Origin of the sequence: Cylindrospermum stagnale PCC 7417 (genome assembly GCF_000317535.1) — a bacterium.
GTDB classification, from domain to species: domain Bacteria; phylum Cyanobacteriota; class Cyanobacteriia; order Cyanobacteriales; family Nostocaceae; genus Cylindrospermum; species Cylindrospermum stagnale.
The window spans coordinates 5,564,591-5,583,930 of the sequence record NC_019757.1; the positions used below are offsets into that span (position 1 = coordinate 5,564,591).

General features: G+C 42.7%; 19 protein-coding genes. 7 read left to right on the forward strand and 12 right to left on the reverse strand.

Annotation, left to right across the window (positions count from 1 at the left end; genetic code table 11):
- Positions 1–16 precede the first annotated feature (16 nt).
- The 3 genes from CYLST_RS23310 to uvrC all read left to right on the forward strand — a co-directional run bounded on the left by CYLST_RS23310 (position 17) and on the right by uvrC (position 3,643).
- Positions 17–634 carry a Uma2 family endonuclease gene (locus CYLST_RS23310; protein WP_015210202.1) on the forward strand — a complete coding sequence of 206 codons (618 nt, stop codon included), beginning with the start codon at positions 17–19 and terminating at the stop codon, positions 632–634.
- A gap of 135 nt (positions 635–769) precedes the next feature.
- Positions 770–1,609, forward strand: coding sequence for a PEP-CTERM sorting domain-containing protein (locus tag CYLST_RS23315; RefSeq protein WP_015210203.1), 840 nt, complete (start codon positions 770–772; stop codon positions 1,607–1,609).
- Between the two features lie 126 nt (positions 1,610–1,735).
- Complete coding sequence (gene uvrC / locus CYLST_RS23320; protein ID WP_015210204.1) at positions 1,736–3,643, forward strand: excinuclease ABC subunit UvrC; 1,908 nt, start codon at positions 1,736–1,738, stop codon at positions 3,641–3,643.
- A gap of 22 nt (positions 3,644–3,665) precedes the next feature.
- Here the strand turns inward: uvrC and CYLST_RS23325 are convergent, their stop codons facing one another.
- Positions 3,666–4,037, reverse strand: coding sequence for a hypothetical protein (locus tag CYLST_RS23325; protein ID WP_015210205.1), 372 nt, complete (start codon positions 4,035–4,037; stop codon positions 3,666–3,668).
- A 679-nt stretch (positions 4,038–4,716) separates the two neighbouring features.
- Here CYLST_RS23325 and CYLST_RS33670 point away from each other — a divergent pair.
- Positions 4,717–4,896, forward strand: coding sequence for a hypothetical protein (locus CYLST_RS33670; protein WP_015210206.1), 180 nt, complete (start codon positions 4,717–4,719; stop codon positions 4,894–4,896).
- Between the two features lie 120 nt (positions 4,897–5,016).
- Here the strand turns inward: CYLST_RS33670 and rlmN are convergent, their stop codons facing one another.
- The 8 genes from rlmN to lgt form a co-directional block, all read right to left on the reverse strand.
- On the reverse strand, positions 5,017–6,093 hold the full coding sequence (gene rlmN, locus CYLST_RS23330; protein WP_015210207.1) for a dual-specificity RNA methyltransferase RlmN: 1,077 nt from the start codon (positions 6,091–6,093) through the stop codon (positions 5,017–5,019).
- Between the two features lie 46 nt (positions 6,094–6,139).
- Complete coding sequence (locus CYLST_RS23335; protein ID WP_015210208.1) at positions 6,140–7,567, reverse strand: ATP-binding protein; 1,428 nt, start codon at positions 7,565–7,567, stop codon at positions 6,140–6,142.
- 7 nt (positions 7,568–7,574) lie between these two features.
- A complete protein-coding gene (locus CYLST_RS23340) occupies positions 7,575–8,126 on the reverse strand; it encodes a heme NO-binding domain-containing protein (RefSeq protein WP_015210209.1) in 552 nt (183 codons plus the stop codon).
- Between the two features lie 226 nt (positions 8,127–8,352).
- The gene (locus CYLST_RS23345) at positions 8,353–11,271 is read right to left on the reverse strand and encodes an ATP-binding protein (protein WP_015210210.1); all 2,919 of its coding nucleotides are present in this window, start codon (positions 11,269–11,271) and stop codon (positions 8,353–8,355) included.
- A 267-nt stretch (positions 11,272–11,538) separates the two neighbouring features.
- Entirely contained in the window at positions 11,539–11,892 is a 354-nt protein-coding gene (locus tag CYLST_RS23350; protein WP_015210211.1) for a phenylpyruvate tautomerase MIF-related protein, read from the reverse strand.
- A 244-nt stretch (positions 11,893–12,136) separates the two neighbouring features.
- Positions 12,137–12,931, reverse strand: a complete 795-nt coding sequence (gene cobM, locus CYLST_RS23355; RefSeq protein WP_015210212.1) for a precorrin-4 C(11)-methyltransferase — start codon at positions 12,929–12,931, stop codon at positions 12,137–12,139.
- Between the two features lie 62 nt (positions 12,932–12,993).
- Complete coding sequence (locus CYLST_RS23360; protein WP_015210213.1) at positions 12,994–13,179, reverse strand: hypothetical protein; 186 nt, start codon at positions 13,177–13,179, stop codon at positions 12,994–12,996.
- Between the two features lie 7 nt (positions 13,180–13,186).
- A complete protein-coding gene (lgt, locus tag CYLST_RS23365; RefSeq protein WP_015210214.1) occupies positions 13,187–14,059 on the reverse strand; it encodes a prolipoprotein diacylglyceryl transferase in 873 nt (290 codons plus the stop codon).
- 218 nt (positions 14,060–14,277) lie between these two features.
- Here lgt and coaD point away from each other — a divergent pair, with 218 nt between their 5' ends.
- From coaD to CYLST_RS23380, 3 genes are all read left to right on the forward strand, one after another.
- Complete coding sequence (coaD, locus tag CYLST_RS23370) at positions 14,278–14,853, forward strand: pantetheine-phosphate adenylyltransferase (protein WP_041233853.1); 576 nt, start codon at positions 14,278–14,280, stop codon at positions 14,851–14,853.
- On the forward strand, positions 14,739–15,434 hold the full coding sequence (locus CYLST_RS23375; RefSeq protein WP_157162634.1) for a DivIVA domain-containing protein: 696 nt from the start codon (positions 14,739–14,741) through the stop codon (positions 15,432–15,434). Before coaD ends, CYLST_RS23375 begins: the two co-directional genes overlap by 115 nt.
- Positions 15,435–15,659: 225 nt before the next feature.
- The gene (locus CYLST_RS23380) at positions 15,660–16,283 is read left to right on the forward strand and encodes a Uma2 family endonuclease (RefSeq protein WP_015210217.1); all 624 of its coding nucleotides are present in this window, start codon (positions 15,660–15,662) and stop codon (positions 16,281–16,283) included.
- On the opposite strand, the gene CYLST_RS36400 is transcribed toward CYLST_RS23380, so the two are convergent.
- From CYLST_RS36400 to CYLST_RS23390, 3 genes are all read right to left on the reverse strand, one after another.
- Positions 16,270–16,401, reverse strand: coding sequence for a hypothetical protein (locus CYLST_RS36400; protein WP_281172793.1), 132 nt, complete (start codon positions 16,399–16,401; stop codon positions 16,270–16,272). The two genes, CYLST_RS23380 and CYLST_RS36400, sit on opposite strands and share 14 nt — an antisense overlap.
- 15 nt (positions 16,402–16,416) lie before the next feature.
- Positions 16,417–17,763 carry a TldD/PmbA family protein gene (locus tag CYLST_RS23385; protein ID WP_015210218.1) on the reverse strand — a complete coding sequence of 449 codons (1,347 nt, stop codon included), beginning with the start codon at positions 17,761–17,763 and terminating at the stop codon, positions 16,417–16,419.
- Positions 17,764–17,899: 136 nt separating this feature from the next.
- On the reverse strand, positions 17,900–19,336 hold the full coding sequence (locus CYLST_RS23390) for a TldD/PmbA family protein (protein WP_015210219.1): 1,437 nt from the start codon (positions 19,334–19,336) through the stop codon (positions 17,900–17,902).
- Positions 19,337–19,340: the final 4 nt, after the last annotated feature.

Here is a 19,340-nt window from a genome sequence, read left to right on the forward strand (position 1 = left end):
GCAGACTAACAGTAATATGACCCTAGCCTTACCAAAAATAATCACCTTTGAGGAATTTATCGCCCGGTATCCAGAAAATACTGGGGTACGTTATGAACTGCACAATGGTGAAATTATCGAAATATCACAGCCCAAAGGGAAACATGAAAAGATCAAAGGATTTGCGGCTGCTGAATTGACTTTAGAGTTTAGACGATTAAATCTTTCTTACTTTATCCCCAATCAAGCAATAGTAAAACCACCGGAAAGAGAATCTGGTTATTTTCCAGATGTATTGATAATCAATGATGCAGCTTTAGCTGACGAACCTCTTTGGGAAAATTTTTCTACTGTTACTAATGGTGCATCAATTCCTTTAGTTATTGAGGTTGTTAGTACCAATTGGCGCGATGATTACTATCTAAAACTTGCCGACTATGAAGAGATGGGCATTCCTGAATATTGGATTGTTGACTATGCAGCATTAGGAGCTAGGAAGTTTATCGGTAATCCTAAACAACCCACTATTTCAGTTTATCAACTCATCGATGAAGAATATCAAGTCAGTCAGTTTCGGGGTAGAGAACGCATTGTATCTCCTACTTTCCCTGAGTTAAATTTGACTGCGGAACGAGTTTTTAATACTGGTCAATAAGTATTCAATTCAATATTTAAAGTATAATCAGCTATGCCAAGTCTTAAATTAGAAAAAGCGTATCTGTGCAGATGATATCTTACATTTACTCCTTTTTCTTTTCAATATCCAAATTCTAAAAATATCCAAATCAACATGAAAAAAATAATAGCTGCTCTTACCGTTGGATTGACCCTGTTGATGACAGCCAACCGCAGCGAAGCTGTATCAATCACTCTTTATGATGGCGCATCAAATGTCACCCCTGATCAATACAATTCGCCATCGCCATGGCTGACATTTACCTCTCTTTTTGGGGGCACACAAGGCGCTAGTGGGGGTGTGACAAATTTGGATACTAGCACAAATAACATTACATATGCTGGCTACAGTAACTACAGTGTTAATGCCCCTACTACCCCAGTCAACCCATTATTTCCTGGACTGGATAGAAATGCTGGGTACACACTCAGTTTTACAGTCAGGATTAACTCCCAAGTCAACGATGGCACTAACGGAGCTAATCGTGCAGGCTTCAGCGTCATAGTTCTCAGTAGTGATAAACAAGGCATAGAATTAGGTTTTAGAAATAATGTAGGTTTTATAAATGATGATATTTTTGCTCAGAATAATTCCTCTTTTAATGGTGGTGGTGAACAAAACACTGGAGTTTCAGCTTTGCTTGGAAGCCTAACCACTTATGATTTGAATGTTTTTGGCAGTTCCTATACATTGAGTAACGGTGCTAACAGTCTTTTAACTGGTTCACTAAGGGATTACACGGCTGCTACTGGATTGGGTAGCCAAGTTTACAACACTCCTAACTTCATTTTTCTGGGAGATGATACTACATCTGCACGAGCTAATATCGACCTGGCGAATGTATCTATAACCGTACCGGATGAGGTGCCCGAACCGTCTACTATTCCTAGTGCGGTGCTTTTGGTCGGTGGTTTCTTGGTGTTGAAAAAGAAATACGCACAGTTGGCAAAATAAAATGAAAGCTCATCTAGGCTAACAGGTGGATAGTTCATAATAGAAAAGGGCAAGTTTGTAAAATTCCCTAGATTTAGAGAAATTCTTAATTTTAAATTTTGAATTTTTAATTCGGAGCAAAGCGACGTGACCTTATCTGCTCAAACGCTACCACTGGTGAAAGATCCAGAACGACTGGAAAATCGCCTCGCCGAAATTCCACCGGAACCGGGGGTGTATTTGATGCGGGACAAAAGCGATCGCATCATGTATATCGGGAAATCGCGAAAATTGCGATCGCGCGTTCGTTCCTATTTCCGAGACGCGCACAATAAAACCGAACGCATCAACACAATGGTCAAGCTGGTGTGTGAGATTGAATTCATCGTCACCGACACTGAAGCCGAAGCCTTAGCCCTAGAAGCCAATTTAATCAAACAGCACCAGCCACATTTCAACGTCCTACTCAAGGATGATAAAAAATATCCCTATCTCTGCATCAGTTGGTCAGAAGATTATCCGCGAATTTTCATCACCCGTAAACGCCAATTAGGCAAAGAAAAGGACAAATTTTACGGACCTTATACCGATTCTGGACTATTGCGAGAAATAGTACATATTTGCAAACGCATCTTTCCCCTGCGACAAAGACCTCAACCCCTATTTAAAGACCGTCCTTGCCTAAATTATGACTTAGGGCGGTGTCCTGGTGTCTGTCAAAAACTGATTTCTCCAGCAGAATACCGAAAAATCGTCCAAAAAGTGGCGATGGTGTTCCAAGGCAGGACTCAGGAACTAATTGATATTTTGACAGAACAAATGCAAACAGCCGCAGCAGGACTTAACTTTGAGTCAGCGGCGCGAATTCGTGATCAAATTTCTGGGTTAAAGTCCCTGACAGCAGATCAAAAAGTCTCCCTACCAGATGACACAGTTTCACGGGATACAGTAGCACTTGCTGCCAACGAACAACACGCCTATATTCAATTATTCCAGATTCGGGCTGGGCAATTAGTTGGACGCTTGGCATTTGTGGCGGAAGTACCCCCCCTTTCATCCCCCCCGTCAACAGGGGGAAAAGAGGAAGGTGCTATTTTACAACGAGTTTTAGAGGAACATTACCAAACCGCCGACGCGGTGGAAATTCCCACAGAGATTTTGGTGCAGCACGAGTTACCAGATGGGGAAATATTGGCGGATGTCTTAACTCAACGTAAAGGCAAAAAAGTGACGATTTTAGCTCCCCAACGCCAAACTAAGGCAGAATTAATTGAGATGGTGGAGCGAAATGCCGAGTATGAATTGCAGAGAATGCAAAAATTAAGCGATCGCAATCTCCAAGCAACCCAAGATTTAACCGCCATTCTCGATTTACCCGACTCACCCCACCGCATCGAAGGTTACGACATTTCCCATATTCAAGGTGCAAATGCAGTCGCTTCTCAAGTCGTGTTTATCGATGGTTTACCCGCTAAACAATATTACCGTCATTACAAAATCAAAAATCCCACAGTTACAGCCGGACACTCAGATGATTTTGCTAGCTTGGCTGAAGTAATTGGGCGGCGGTTTCGCAAGTATGCAGAAGATCCACAATTAACAAGGGTGGGTAATTCTGACTGGCCTGATTTAATTATGATTGATGGCGGTAAAGGTCAGTTATCCTCGGTTGTTGGTGTTTTGCAAGAGATGAATTTATTAGAAGACTTGCGAGTTGTCAGTTTAGCGAAACAGCGAGAAGAGATTTTTTTACCAGGAGAATCTCAACCTCTAGAGACAGATGCCGAACAACCAGGAGTGCAGTTGCTGCGGCGGTTGCGGGATGAAGCACACCGATTTGCTGTGAGTTTTCATCGTCAGCAACGCAGTGACAAGTTAAAGCGATCGCGTTTAGATGAAATTCCCGGTTTGGGACACCATCGCCAAAAGCAACTTTTAGGGCATTTTCGCTCAGTCGATTATATTCGCCAAGCCACACCCACACAGCTAGCTGAAGTAGCGGGAATTGGTCCACATTTAGCCCAAGAGATTTATGATTATTTTCATCCCGCTTGAGGCACAAAGAGTCAGCGGTGGGCTATGGAAGCAGCTGATCTTGCTTTTTTATGACGAGCAACGCCTGCGTAGCTGCCTGTCTGCCTAATGTATCATATAGATTTATACCTTTGCGTAAAATAGCAGACTGAGTTGACATCCGGTGTCCTGGGGCGTGGGCGTCAATCCAATCGCGCTGTTGTTTCGCCGCTGCTTCCACAGCTTTTAGACGATGCTTGTCACCAATATTTTGAGCGTAGTGCATAGCGGCACACAACGCATGGTATGCCGTTTCGTAATGTGCTTTCTCAATAGCCTCTTGGCTAATTGCCATCAGTTTTGAATAGATATCACCATCTTCTGGAACTTCTGGAACTTCTGGAACTTCTGGGACAAATTCTGGCAAATTAATCATTATTCATCATCAAGCTAGCAATAGCTAACTTTCTAGCTAAGAAAAAATTTACTATCTCTGCCTAGGGTTTCGGTGTCGAGTTGGGAATGGCGCGTTTATAGTCAATGTGGTTTAGTTAGCTGATTTATCTCCTAGTGGAAGTGTGATTACACTATTCACACGGGGATATCTATCTGGTGAAAATTTATCTTTTCTCCCAACTTTTTCCCTCCATCTAAAGAGGGTATTTCCTCAATCCCCATCAACCCTGATCCGTTGTGTGTCAATTAAACCTGAACTAGCTGATCAAGCCTCTAGGAATATTAATTAAATCTTAAGAAAAATATTTTGTGACTTTGACTACAGTTTTTCTGTAAATTTAGCTATTGAATGAAAAAACAAGTATTTTTTTTGTCGATAACTATAAACAAGGTTATCTCAAAGGGTTATTGACAGGGATCAGTCTAAATCTAAGCAGAATTCATGGGTAAATTATATTTATATATCTAAAGTATGATATTTATTTACCCTATAAGCTATTATGATAAGTATAAATATCAAAGTGTTTTCAATGCTGAAGTTTTTTAGAACCTAATCTCTTCATCTTGTGGCTCGTTGTTAAAATTTTCAACCTAGAATTTTCACTTGTTTAATTTAAAGTTTTTTTTCCAAAAAAATCATTAAATCTGGGTGCTCTAAAATGCAGATAATACAAAAAGTTTGCTGTCCAAACTGCGGCAGTGCAGCCGAACGTCACTATATTTCTGATAGTCAATTAACGCGGACACAATGCCCAACTTGTGACTACTTAATGATCACCTGCACGCGCACTGGCAAAGTGATTGAGGCTTATGCCCCAGGTATTTACGCCAAAAGGTAAAAGTTATTTCATTGCCGCTTGAATACTTATTACCAATTACCAATTACCAATTACCAATTACCAATTACCAATTACCAATTACCAATTACCAATTACCCATTACCAATTACCCATTACCAATTACCCATTACTTTTACTTGTTCTTAGTTGTCCACAAGCGGCATCAGCTTCTAAACCGCGAGAGTAACGAACACTAACAGCAGTGTTTTGTTGCTTGAGGACATTAACAAAGGCGTCAATGCGATCGCGACTTGGGCGTTTATAATCAACTTCCTGGATGGGATTGTAGGGAATCAAATTTACGTGACTTTGGAATCCCCGCAGACATTTTGCCAATTGTAATGCGTGTTCTGGCAAATCGTTCACCCCAGCGAGGAGGACGTACTCAAAGCTAACGCGACGTCCAGTAATTTCCACATATTCCCGACATTCAGCCAGCAAATCTTCTAACGGATAGGGTTTAGCGCTGGGGATAAGTTTTTCTCGTAATGCTTGGTTAGGTGCGTGCAGACTAACAGCGAGAGTGACTTGCAATTGGTGTTGTGCTAACTGACGAATGCGCGAGGGAATACCCACAGTAGAAAGAGTTAGCGATCGCGCTCCTATGCCCACATCTTGATTTAAAGATCTCAGAGCTGCCAGGACATTCTCCGTATTTAACAACGGTTCGCCCATGCCCATAAATACCACATGACTCACCCGTTGCTGAAAATCTTCTTGAACAGTCAACACCTGATCGACAATTTCCGAGCGAGTCAGATTGCGCTTGTAGCCTCCCTTACCAGTAGCGCAGAAATCACACGCCATTGGGCAACCCACCTGAGTAGAGACGCAGACAGTTAAACGCTTATCGCTGGGGATGCCAACAGTTTCCACAATTAGCCCGTCTGCAAGTTGCAGGAGATACTTAACAGTGCCATCGGGGGCAACAGAGCGGTAATGTAGAGTAGAGCGCCCGATGGGGACTGCTGCCACTTCTGCCCGCCAATTTTTAGAGAAAACAGAAATATCAGCAAGCGATCGCACCCCCTTTTGATAAATCCACTCATGCAACTGCTTACCTCTATAAGCTGGTTGTCCCTGCTGCTGCACCCAAGCGGTTAACTCCGCAACAGAAGCACCAAGTAGGGGAGGAATGAGTTCTGATGTTTTGGGGATGGGCGAATTAACCAGGGAAACAAGCGGCGTAGCAGACATAAAAAATCACGAGTTGATGCTGGATCTCTATCCTACACCCGCCAGATCAACTTGTCTTGGCCGTGGGGCTGTATTTCATCGGAATTTCGATCACAAACTCTGCCCCCTGTCCAGGTTTAGAAATGCAATCTATCCTACCTTGATGTTTATCCACAATAATTTGATAGCTGATAGATAATCCTAACCCAGCGCCTTCTCCCACAGGTTTAGTAGTAAAAAAAGGATCAAATATTCGTTGCTTAACCGCTTCAGTCATCCCCGAACCATTATCTTTAATAGAAATTCTTACCCAATCACTATTGATAACTTGGGTATGAATTATAATTGTACTCAAATAATCTTTTCTTTCGGCTGGCGATAATTCCTTGTTATGCTTGTGCAAAGCCTCAATTGCATTGCTAAGGATATTCATAAATACCTGATTCAATTGCCCCATATAACATTTAATCAAAGGCAAATTGCCATATTCTTTGATAATTTTAATTGACGGAGTATTAAGTTTTTCCTGGAGACGATGCTGTAAAATCAACAGTGTGCTATCAATGCCTTCATGAATATCAACAGATTGTATTGCTGTTTTATCATTGCGTGAAAAACTCTGCAAAGTTAGGACAATTTCACGAATGCGATTAGAACCAACTTCTATCGAAGATAATATTTTTGGTAAATCCTTGATGATAAATTCTAGGTCATTCTCCTTGAGTAGTTCTTCAATTTCTGGGTGAGCTTGAGAATTATGCTTCTGGTAAAAGTCGATTAACCTCAGTAAATACTCAGCGTATTCTCTAATATATTTGATGTTGCCATAAATGAAGCTAATGGGGTTATTAATTTCGTGAGCGACACCAGCAACTAATTGACCTAGACTAGACATTTTTTCAGTTTGAATTAATTGAGATTGGGTATGCTGCAACTCCTTGAGAGTATGTTCTAACTTTTTGGCTTGTGTTTCAGCAGTGTGAGCGAGATTTTTTTGAACGGCTAAGGCCTCTTGTAGCTGTGCCTGTTGCTGAGTCAGTTCATTTGTTAAATTTTGAATATCCTCCAAAGCTGTATTTTTGCCTTGTTGTAAAAAAATTAAGTCAACAGTCTGGTCGTGAATTGCAAAGTCGTTTAGTTTCAAACCATAGGAAGTTAGACTATTTGTATCATTTAGCCAAACAGAGCAAAGAAAAAACATCATGTCTTGCTCCTGTTGATAGATCATTTGTCCTTTAAAAATCATCCCATTATGCAGGCATTTAAACAGAAACAAAGAGTTTATCCGTTTAGTGATAGCTATAAATTCAATCTGAATCTTGGGACGGAGAATCTGGAAGTGTTGCTCAATTAAACTACCTACTAAAGGATATGGGTGAATGCGTTGTAAAACCTCTCCAACTTGGACAATACTCCTGTCTCGATTAAACACAACATGAAATGGAAAGGCTTTGATAAAGGACTGTGGTGAAAGATTAAACTGCGAGGAAGTCATGAGGTGGTCAGTTAGGTTTATATTCGATCATAAAAGCATCATGTTCGGCACCCTCTTCTCGATATTGAGTCTGAGTAATATTAACTGCTGTATTAAACCTTGTCCCTAAACCCTTAATCAGTCCCGTAACCATTGGAGCTAGTCCTTCACGCTGTGAATGGTAGTGCAATTTCAAGGAGTTATCCTCTACTTGATCACACTCAAAAGAAGGGGGATTATATTGGGGAAAAATTACACCCAAACGAGTATGAATATCATCTAAATTGTCCAAAAACTCGGGCAGCGTATCACCGCCCATGTCCATGATTTCACCATACCCCGCCTTGCCAGTATACTGTATCCAATACTCTCCAAAGGCTTCCATAACTTCCACTGTCGATAAACCCACAATTTCACTTGTGACCTTTACTAATCTGTGAGTCAGGTCATCAGGATATTTTTCCATCCTTAAAAAGGAATCTACTTTCACTTCAGCCTTTTGTTTAATTGCCTGCCAAGCTTCTTTACCAAAGCGTTCGCATACCATATCCTGAATAGCCTTGTTGATTAAGCCGTACATCTGTGTATCCTATAATTTATGTAGCTTTGATTTCATAGTACCCTGTCGGTCTATTCAATAAACACTTTATATTTGATAAATTATGCCAAATTAACCATAAAATAAAAATCAACTACCCACAGAGAGATTTGCCTCACTAAAAAATCAAACCTAAAATGTTTGAAATATCTAATAATCTCGACTATGGACTTTGATTATTTTCTGTCAGTGCGTAAGTCTTACTCACTTAACCCATATTTATTTTTGTTGGTTGGTTTTGCTGAATTGGAATCTCAATCACAAACTCTGTTCCTTGTCCTAGGCTCGAAACACACTTGATTTTTCCGCCATGCTTATTCACCACGATCTGATAGCTGATAGATAATCCCAAACCTGTGCCTTTGCCTACAGGCTTAGTGGTGAAAAATGGATCAAACAATCTCGCCCTGACCTCCTCTGTCATTCCGGGTCCATGATCTTTAATGCTAATTTTTACCCACTGCTCATTTTCTACTTGGGTGCTGATAGTAATGGCACTGATTTTATTTTGTATTTCTGCTTGTGAGCGGTGCTGATATTGTTGTTGCAAAGCATCAATTGCATTGCCGATGATATTCATAAATACCTGATTTAGTTGTCCCACATAACATTCGACCACGGGTAAATTGCCATATTTTTTGATGATTTGAATTGATGATGAATCAGGTTTCTTTAGGAGACGATGATTTAAAATCAACAGTGTGCTATCAATGCCCTGATGAATATCAACAAGTTTCATATCTGCTTCATCGAGCCGTGAGAAGTTTCGCAAAGTTAGGACAATTTCGCGAATCCGATTAGCACCTACCTTCATAGATGTTAAGGTTTTAGGTAAATCATCTATGAGAAAGTTAAGTTGAATATCTTCAATCCAGTCTTGAATTTCTCTATTGGTCTGGGGATAGTTTTGCTGGTACAGGTTGACTAAAGTCAGTAAATCTTGAGTATACTGATCAACGTGGCTGAGGTTACCATAAATAAAACTAACTGGGTTATTAATTTCATGAGCAACACCAGCGACTAATTGACCCAATGAGGACATTTTTTCAGTTTGAATTAATTGTAATTGGGTAGTTTGTAAATTCTTCAAAGCGATTTTTAGTTGCTGTGCTTGTGCAGTAGCAGTGACAGCGAGTTCTTCTTGATTTCGCAAGGCTTGCTGGAGTTGTGCCTCTGCCTGCTTGCGCTCAGTCACGTCTCGCAGAATGACAATATATTGTTTGTTAAACTTCTGGCGGCGTTGTGAAATTGTCGCTTCAATGACGCGTAAGCTTTGACGCCGTTCTAATGTTTGTTCACTGCGGTTTTGCCAAATAGCAGGATTGGACGGTAGTCCTGGCAGAAAATTGTTCAGCTTTTGCCCCAGTAAATTGTAGTTGTTGATGCCCAGAAGTGGCTCTGCTGCTGGATTTGCTTGATTAATTACTCCATCTTGATCAACTACCAAAATAGTATCCAAAACGGTGTCAAGGGCTGTGATAAAGAGATTTTCCGCGTTTTGGCGAGCTTCATCAATAGCAGCAACTTGTGGCAAGCTAGTCCAGCAAGCAACCGCCACACTCACAAAAGCGATCGCGATCAGCAAAACCACAAACAGATCCTTGCTGGCACTACTGAGGGTGTCATCTAACAGACCCTTGACTACCCAAGTGACAGTCACAGCAGCACAAACCAACAGCAGTAGGACTACTACCTGAGTGGCGACAAAATCTTTTTTCGGATTATAGGCTTGTGTGCGATCGCGTTCTATCCACCAATGACGATGGAATGGCGCCCAGGAAATCCGCCGAATCGCCACATCCACAAATACAATCGCTATCGGCAAAAACATCCCTACAGTCCAATCTTGCCAACCCCAAGCCCAGCCACCCACAACTAATACAACAGCCTCCATCAAGAAAATACCCAGTGACCACCAGGGAGCTAGTGCTTCTGGGTGCTGGCGGCGCAGCCATATTCCTAAATGGATTGCCATCATTGCTACCACATAGCTAGTACCAGCCACCATCACTATGCGGGATACATCGCCCCAAGCTAAACAGATCAGGCTGAGTAAAAGGGTAAATACCAGACCGGGTACAAGTACACCACGGCGAGACAACACTGCAAACACAGGGGACAAGTAGCCGTCAATCGCCAATTGGTAAAATATTCGCGGACAGTTAGAAACGGCTGTCGCTGAACTCAGAAATGCGCCGCAGACGATCAGAAAAGTCACCAAAACTGAAGCCGACTCACCCCAAAATGGCAAAGCTGCTGCTAACAGGTTCGAGAAAGTATCGTTCCCATGATGTGAACCCGTATTTAAACGCATCAGCACCCAAGAGCCACCCAAATAAACGATGGGAATCAGACTTGCTGTCAACTTCAGAAATCGCAAAGTTTCCCCAGGACGTTTGCTGTCGGCGACAAATGAAGAAGCACTTTCACCAGCGTATGTGCAATAGATAGCAATGAAAAACCATTTCGCCCAATCTACAAAATGCAGAGATGTTGGTTGCCACGTTTCTAGGGATGGAAAAAAACCAGGACTAGCTGGAGAAAATGCTAACCAGCCCATACCTTGAACGCAAAAAACAACTAAAAAGCCGATCGCTGGTAGAACAAAAAATAAGTGCAGGATGCTTGAGGCGCGGATACTGCTAAAAGCTAAAATAAAGGGGATTAACGTAAATCCAATTTTTAGTAAAGTCTCTGGACAAGCAATATTTATAGATGTTAGCTGAGTCTTGATTAAGTTGGTTAAGATGATCGCGTTGATTGGTGGAACAGAGACCCAACCCATCAGATAGCCGACCGCTCCATAAGTAGCTAGATATGGATAGTCTTTGAGTAATTTAGTAGTATAGTTGGGCGTACCTCCAGCCGTGTCTGGATAATGTTTTCCCAAGCGAGATACCTGTAGGTTTAGCAGCATAGACACTATTGCTGCTGGCAACCAAACAAGCATAGCTTGAGGCCCAAGGGCTAGGTGGATACTGGGTGCAACTCCCAACCACAACAGCAAGCCACTTAAACTAAAGCCTCCAGTCTCCAGCGCTGTTAAAGTTCGCTCTAGCCTTAATGGCTGCTGAGGAGGAAGCTCACCCAAACTAAACTGACGATGCTCTGAGGTATTCCTATTCATCGGCGATGTCTCAGCCAACTAAACTACAACTCAACTAAGTAAAAATCGGGCTACTTAAATTAAGTTGTAAGCCAGATATGCACCTGATGAAAATATTAATCACAATACCTTCACATAATTATTATTTTGAAATAAATTAATCACAATACCTTCACATGATTGTTATTTTCCAAGATGATGCATTTATCTACCATGTTCTTAAGCCGCCAGTAATTTGTGTAACAATTTGAAACACTTGCCTTTGTGTGAGGCTTTTTTGCAGATAAATTAACCAAAGGTTGTGCCGTTCCAGCCCCACATCGCACCTTTAGCATCTGCAAACTCGATGTAAATACGATTTTTAGGCACACCTAGGGACTGGTTAATTTGCTGGCAAAATTCTTGACTCATAGCCTCAGTTTGCTCTGGCTTCATTGTACCGACGCTCTTAATTTCTATATAGCAAACTGGGTCAGTAGTGCCAGCAAAGGTCATCGGAATTTCCGGTTCAAAAGCTGTCATCACGTAGGATTCTGGTTTGCCTGTATGCTTGGCTAACTTGGCTGATAGGCTTTTGAGCATAGCCTCAACATCAGCTTTTTCAGGAGCAGATACAGAAGTTTGTACTTTAATTAATGGCATAATAAACAGTTCAAAATTTAAAATTGCTAACTTTGATGGTGGCAATCACTTCGTTAAGTTTATCGAATTACGGCGGTAAGTAGGCGAGAATAAATAAAAATCAATTAGCTCGTAGTGAGGACTACAGTCCTCAAGACAGGACTAAAGTCCTTACTACAAACTTTTAATTATTGACGTTGCACTACTTACAGTGGGGGAGATGAAGCCTTAAAAATTAAATATTTATCTCCCACTTCGACAAGGGTTACCCTGGAGATGAACGAAACAGATGACTATGTTCGGGATGATATAAACGCGATCGCCCTTTTGCTGGCAAGAGTGCTGGACTAATTACATAAAGTGTAGTCCGATGCAGTTGTTCTTCATGAGTACACTCTGCCATTTGGTTGAGAGGAACAACCCGAATTTTTTCATCAGGCCAACCGATGCGAAAGCAAATCGCCACTTGGGTTTCGACTGGATAGTGTTCTAGTAATTTGGCTTGGGCCTCTTCGACGTGACGCGCACTCAGATATAAGCAAAGACTAGCCTGATGTGCTGCCAAAGAAGCTAATTCTTCCCCTGGGGGCACTTCTGTGCGGCCACTGATCCGCGTCAAAATAATAGTTTGGACTAAACCAGGAACAGTCAGTTCTATTTTGAGTTTTGCTGCGGCAGCTTGAAAGGCACTAATACCGGGTATGACTTCAAAGGGGATGTTTGCCTCTGCCAAGAGGTGCATTTGCTCGTGGATGGCGCTGTAAAGACTAGGATCGCCGGAATGGAGACGAATCACAGATTTATGCGATCGCACCCCTTCGATCATCATCGGCAAAATCTCTTCTAAAGTCTTATTCGCAGTCCGAATGATCTGGGCGTCTTGCCGACAGAGAGCCAAAATCTGTTCTGGTACTAAAGAATCAGCAAACAAAATCACATCGGCAACAGCCAGCAGTTTCTGCGCCTTGACTGTTAATAAATCTGGATCTCCGGGGCCTGCGCCCACAATGTACACCCCTGGACTGACGGGATCTAGATGGCTATTATCACACAACTTCATCGTATATTTACTCTTAGACGCACATACAGCAACTCGGCAAAAAAAAAGTTTTTGGCATTTTCTCAGTATCTTTCCGGATTTACCTCCTTTGCCCAGTAGAGAGAAATGGTAGATGCACCCTGGTTAAGCCCTAGAGAAAACTCTGGGGCATTTTTTATTTTTGGTAATTGGTAATTGGTAATTGGTAATTGGTAATCGGTAATTGGAAATCGGTCATGGAAATTAATCACCTCTTCCCCAATCCTCATCACATCATCACTCCATCGCCCCATCCCCTTTTAAGGGAGACACCACATCAGGCAAAGGGCGTCTTAGTAAGTACAGCCAAGCCAACCCAGCTAATCCCAAGCTAATTCCCATTAAACTCACTACTTGTGCCATCCGCAGTGGCCCCAGCATCAAGCTATCCGTGCGAAAGCCTTCGACCCAAAAGCGTCCTAAGCTGTAGGCTACCCAATACACCAAAAATAGCGTCCCTACCTTCAGGCGTGGGTTACCAGATAAAGCACGAAAAAACAACGTGATTAACAGAGCAAACACCATTAAATCCCACAGAGATTCGTAGAGGAAGGTGGGATGGAAATACTCAAAATTAGCCAAGTTAGGGGGACGACGTTCCCAGGGAATATAAAGCTTCCACGGTAAATTGGTGGGGCCGCCAAAAGCTTCAGAATTGAAGAAATTCCCCCAACGTCCGATCGCTTGTCCTAAAATCAGCGAAGGAGCGACTAAATCTGTGAGTTGCCAAAAAGAAATTTGCTGGCGTTTGGCAAAGATTAACGCCGCCACAACGCCACCGATAATCGCTCCGTGAATGGCAATGCCTCCTTGCCAAATGGCAATAATCCGCTCTGGATGCTGGGCGTATTCTGACCACTGAAACAAAACGTAATATAGCCGTGCTGCGGGAATCGCCCCAATCACCAGCCAAATTGACAAATCACTCAGCAACTCCGGGTTAACGTGACGACGCTTTGCCAAGTACTGGGAAAGGCTGACGCCAATTAACACGGCTGAGGCAATTAACAAGCCATACCAGCGGATAATTATTGGCCCTATTTTCACCAGAATCGGTCCTGGAGAAGTAAATTGAAACGCCAAGGGCAAGGCGGGAAAATCCAGTGCCATGCAAAATTACCTAGAAGAACTGAAGGAAGCAACGCCCCATTAGAGATAAGACATCTCCAATGTCAATGCTAGTTCCTAATGCCCAGTTGAGCATAACTTATACCACCACAACAATTGAATTTAGCAGCCTTGCACAGGAGCAGGAGATGTTAAATTTAAGTAAGTTAAATAAATACTTTGGATATAATCACCGAAATAACTTTGAACTATATACAATTGTGATTGCTATTTATCCCGGTAGCTTCGACCCCATTACCTTGGGACACCTTGACATCATTCAGCGCGGCTGTCGGCTGTTTGACTTTGTGATAGTTGCCGTACTGCGAAATCCTCACAAAATGCCACTGTTTACAGTCCAGCAACGGCTAGAACAGATTCGCCTAACTACAAAACATCTACCAAATGTAGAGGTAGACAGCTTTGACGGTCTGACTGTCAATTATGCCCAAATGCGAGAGGCACAAGTTTTAATCAGGGGTTTACGAGCGGTTTCTGACTTTGAAATAGAGCTACAAATGGCGCACACTAATAAAACACTTTCAACTCAAATAGAGACAGTTTTTTTGGCTACCTCGAATGAGTATAGTTTTTTAAGTAGTAGTGTGGTAAGAGAGATTGCAAGGTTTGGTGGCTCTGTCGATCATCTCGTTCCCCCACACATTGCCCTAGAGATATACCAATGCTACGACCACAACTCTCCCAAGTCGAATCCAATCATCACGGAAACAATCTCCCCCCTGAAGACTATGCCAATGGCAACTCCCCCGGAGAAGCTTTGCGAACGGGAGGCGTAGACATCCAGCAGGAACTCAACCGCCTAGAAGAAATTGTTCTCTCTAGTTTGCGAATTCCGCTGACAGGACGCACATTGGTAGATGAAGAAAAGCTGTTGGAACAGCTAGATTTTATCCGGCTTTCTTTGCCATCGGTTTTTCAGGAAGCAGCAGTGATCGTAGAACAAAAGGAGGAAATTCTCTTAGAAGCAGAAGAGTATGGGCAGCAAGTGGTTGATGCCGCTCAAGCAAAAAGAGCGCAAATTTTGGCTGAAAGCGATATTATCAGACAGGCAGAACGGGAAGCTGAACAACTGCGGCGACAGGTGAAGCAAGAGTGTGATGCGATGATGCAAGACACCCTGGCGGAAATTGAACGCAAGCAGCGTGCCTGTCAGCAAGAATTGGAGGAAATGCGACAAACTGCGATCGCACAAGCTGAACAAATTGAAGATGGTGCTGATGAATATGCTGATGGCGTCCTGGAAAATATCGAGCAGGATCTCCAGGAAATGCTACGAATTATCACCAACGGACGGCAACAACTGCGACAAGTAGATACTCCGCCGCCGAAAAATTCAACTAATTATAAGAAGAGATAGGCTGTAAAAAATTCAAAATTCAAAATTCAAAATTCAAAATAGAGCCAACCGCTCCTACGCGTTAGTGCAGAACCTCTGTAAGAGGCACAAAATTCGACCAGCATCCAAGCCAGGATTGCAGAGTCTTCTGGCTGATGAATGTATGCAAATTTAATTTGCAGGAGTTTAGTTCGGGAATTTACTTATTTTGAATCGCCACAACAAATAACTACACAATGAGGTTTTATGGTGCAAGCTTTACCGAAAAATATCACGTTTGCCAAATTTCTGAACTGGAAGCCAGAGGGTGAACGTTATGAACTGCACGACGGCGAAATTATTGAGATGCAGCCAGACAAGATACATGAAAAAATTACTCTTTTTTTGACTACAGAACTGGCTGTAGAGTTTGAGCGGCTAAATCTCCCTTACTTTATCCCCCAGCAAGCTTTGGTGAAACCACCAAGCAGAGAAACAGGCTATTCACCAGATGTCATGATCTTAAATCGTCCTGCCTTGACGGCAGAAGATTTATGGGAAAAATCTTCAACCGTGACTCAAGGGACATCAATTCCCTTGGTAATTGAAGTTATCAGTATTAAATGGCGAGTTGATTACCTGGATAAGGTCAGGGACTATGAAAAAATTAGCATTCCTGAATACTGGGTTGTTGATTATCTCAGTTTGGGAGGTAGGCGGTATATCGGGAACTCGATAGAACCGACTATCTGTGTCTACTTTTTGGTGGATGGTGAGTATGAGGTTAACCATTTTAAGGGTTCTGACCGCATTGAATCACCAACGTTCCCAGATTTGAATTTGACGGCTCAACAGGTATTTCAGGCTGGGGGAAATATTAAGTTGGTGTAGTCGGTGCGCGATCGCTGAAACCTGCTGTAATCTCGCTCAAAGGCAAGGCAGCGCGTTGGGTGGGCAAGGCCCGACTTGAGTCGACTGCCGTCGCAAAGATAAAAAAGCTTATTGGCATCTTTGCGCGAGATGATTACAAAGTGTAGGTGAAATCGTTTACCAACATACCGGGAACTAAAGAACCGCCTAATTGGCGACTTTCGTAAGTTCCGACTTCGGGAATAAATTCTTGAAAGTTGGTTAAATCAATTAGATTTTCACCCCAGAAGCGGTAGAGACTTTCGTCAAAACGCAGGTTTTCGATGGGGGCGATGATTTCGCCATTTTCTACCCAAAAACAGGCATAGCGGGTCATACCTGTAATTCTACCACTGGGGCGATCGCTCCAATTCAAATAATGCAAATTTGAGAGATATAAACCTGTATCTAAACTTGGCAAAATCTGCTCAAAGGCTAAATTACCCAAACTCACTTCTGGCGCACGTAAAGTTTCCGAACCATTAGCGCCATTAGCCGTTTTTCCATATTCCTTAGCGGTGCGAGAATTCACCAAGGTATTTACCAAAATTCCTTGATCTATTAAAGGTAACTCTGGTGCAGCCATTTCTCCCAATTCATTAAATCGCGGTACTAAACCCCGCTGAAAGTTTTCTTTTAAACAGAATTTTGGTGAAAGCTGTTTTTCTTGACGCCATAAAGCAGCTAAAGCACTATTTCCTTGTTGGATATCTGCCTGGCTGATAGCACCCCAAGAAAGCATAGTTAATAAATCGGCAACTGCGGCAGGTGCAAAGTAGGTTTTGTATTGACCTCTTGGCAATTGTTTAGGAGTACGAGAAAGCAGTTCTAATTGCTTTTTTGCTTCGTTGATTTTGGCTATATAAGCAGGTTCATTCCAATCACTGCCGGCAAATGTACCTTTAACAGCTTGCCCAGAATTGGTAAATAGAGAATAATCTAAGGTGAAACAATCGGTAGCAAACCAGTGTTTTTGTCCGCTGGAATCACCGTAAGCTTTAACTACTACTCCGCCTGCATATATGCCAGTAAAATCTAATTCTGTCACCAGTTCTAGCAAGGTGGGAACTACTGATTCTGCTGCTAATAATTTCCCTGGATGAACTTCTCGACTGGTATTGTTTCCTGTGGGTAAAACTAAATAAGGATCAACGGGTAATAAGCTAATTTCTGCCCGTAGTTCTTGCAAAGCTGTGTATGCTGCTTGCCAATCTAGATGCCAATTGCCGGTAAAGGGAAACTCCTGATAAGCGCTGCGCTGATCTTGCATTAAAGTCAGTTTAATCCAACCGTCAGCGACGCAACCAGTTTGGCGGACTTTGGCATGATTGAACCGGGTAAATTGACTTTTTTCACTGCTGAGTCTGACGGTGAATTGTTCGCTTTCTGATTTTTTGATCAGTAGAGTTTCAATTAGTTGATTAAAACTAATTTCTAAAGCAGATAATTCCTCAATCTTCATGATTATCTTACGTGTCAAATATTGAAAGTGGGATAAATATAACGTTAAATGTAGAGCAGGCGTCTCGCCTGCTGCTGAATGACAGGCAAGATGCCTGTTCTACATTGATGACAGGCAAGATGCCTGTCCTACGATTTCATCCGCCGCCGAAAACTTCGACATTAGCAAATAGACAAACGGGTGAACCATGTCCTACAGAAATCGCTTGATTTGGTTCTCCTTTGCCACAGAAAGGTGTGCCGTACATTTCCCAGTTGGAGGCATTTCCGACTTTGGTTAAGCTGTGCCAAAATTCTGGTGTGGTGGCGCGATAGTTGGGATTGCGGAGGGTTTTGGTGAGTTTACCGTTTTCAATTAATTTGGCGTATTCGCAACCAAACTGAAATTTATAACGGCGATCGTCAATTGACCAAGACCGGTTAGATTCCATGTAAACGCCATGTTGTATGTCGGCGATGATTTCGTTAAAGGTGGCGTTTCCTGGCTCTAAATTCAAGTTGGCAATGCGATCAATTGCTGGTCGATTCCAGGAGGAAGCACGGGCACAGGCAACGCCTGGTATACCTGCTCTGGCTTGACTTTCAAGGCTCCCTAAACCTCTTTGGAGTACGCCGGCTTTGATGACATACTCCCGTGTGGCTACAGCGCCTGTATCATCAAATCCGTAGCTGGCAAATTCGCCGGATACGGTGGGATCGAAGGTAATGTTTAGTTTTTCAGAGCCATATACTAGGTTGCCAAAATCACTTTTATTCACAAAGCTGCCGCCGGCGTAGTTGCGCTCATCTCCTAAAATCCGGTCAATTTCTAGGGGATGTCCGATGCTTTCGTGAATTTGCAGCATCATTTGGTCTGGGGCTAAAACTAAGTTGGTGCGGGTGGTTGGGCATTCGTCGGCTGTTAATAGTTCTATTGCTTGTTCGCCTACTTGCTGCACCCGATGCCATAAGTGCTCTTGTTTTAATAGTTCCCATCCGCCTTGGTAACAGTTTGCATGGGGTCCGTTGTTGGTGCGTTGCTGGACTGTTGCACCATCTTGCGCGATCGCACCATAATGAGTTCCCAAGGAGATAAATTTTTGATATACCTGTGAGCCGTTGCTGCTGACAAACCAAGTCTCTTTCTCGCTGGTGCTAGCGCTGGCTGTGGTTTGCACAATCTTGTCGTCAACTTTCAGCTTTTGGCAAATGCGAACGAGTAAATCGTTGATTTCCCCTGGACTGATGGCATCTAATGGTTGTAGAAATGGCGAGTTATATTCCCCGACGACTTTCGGACGTGTACTTTCACTGAAGGGATAAATCCACCATTCGCTGGCTGCTAATGCTTGGTTGTAGGCTGTTTGAGCAGCAACTTGCAGGGCTGAAAGTTCTAGGGAGTTGGTAGCGGCATAACCTAAACAGCCATTTACCAAAACTTCTAGCATCGCTCCCACTGTGGAAGATTTACCATTAGCTTTGGGTAAGCCGTCACGAACATAACGGGTTGAGTTGGTTTCTTTGACGGCTCTAATCCCAATCCAATCAGCGGGAATATTAAAATGAGCGATCGCGTTTGTTAATTCAGAAAACATGATT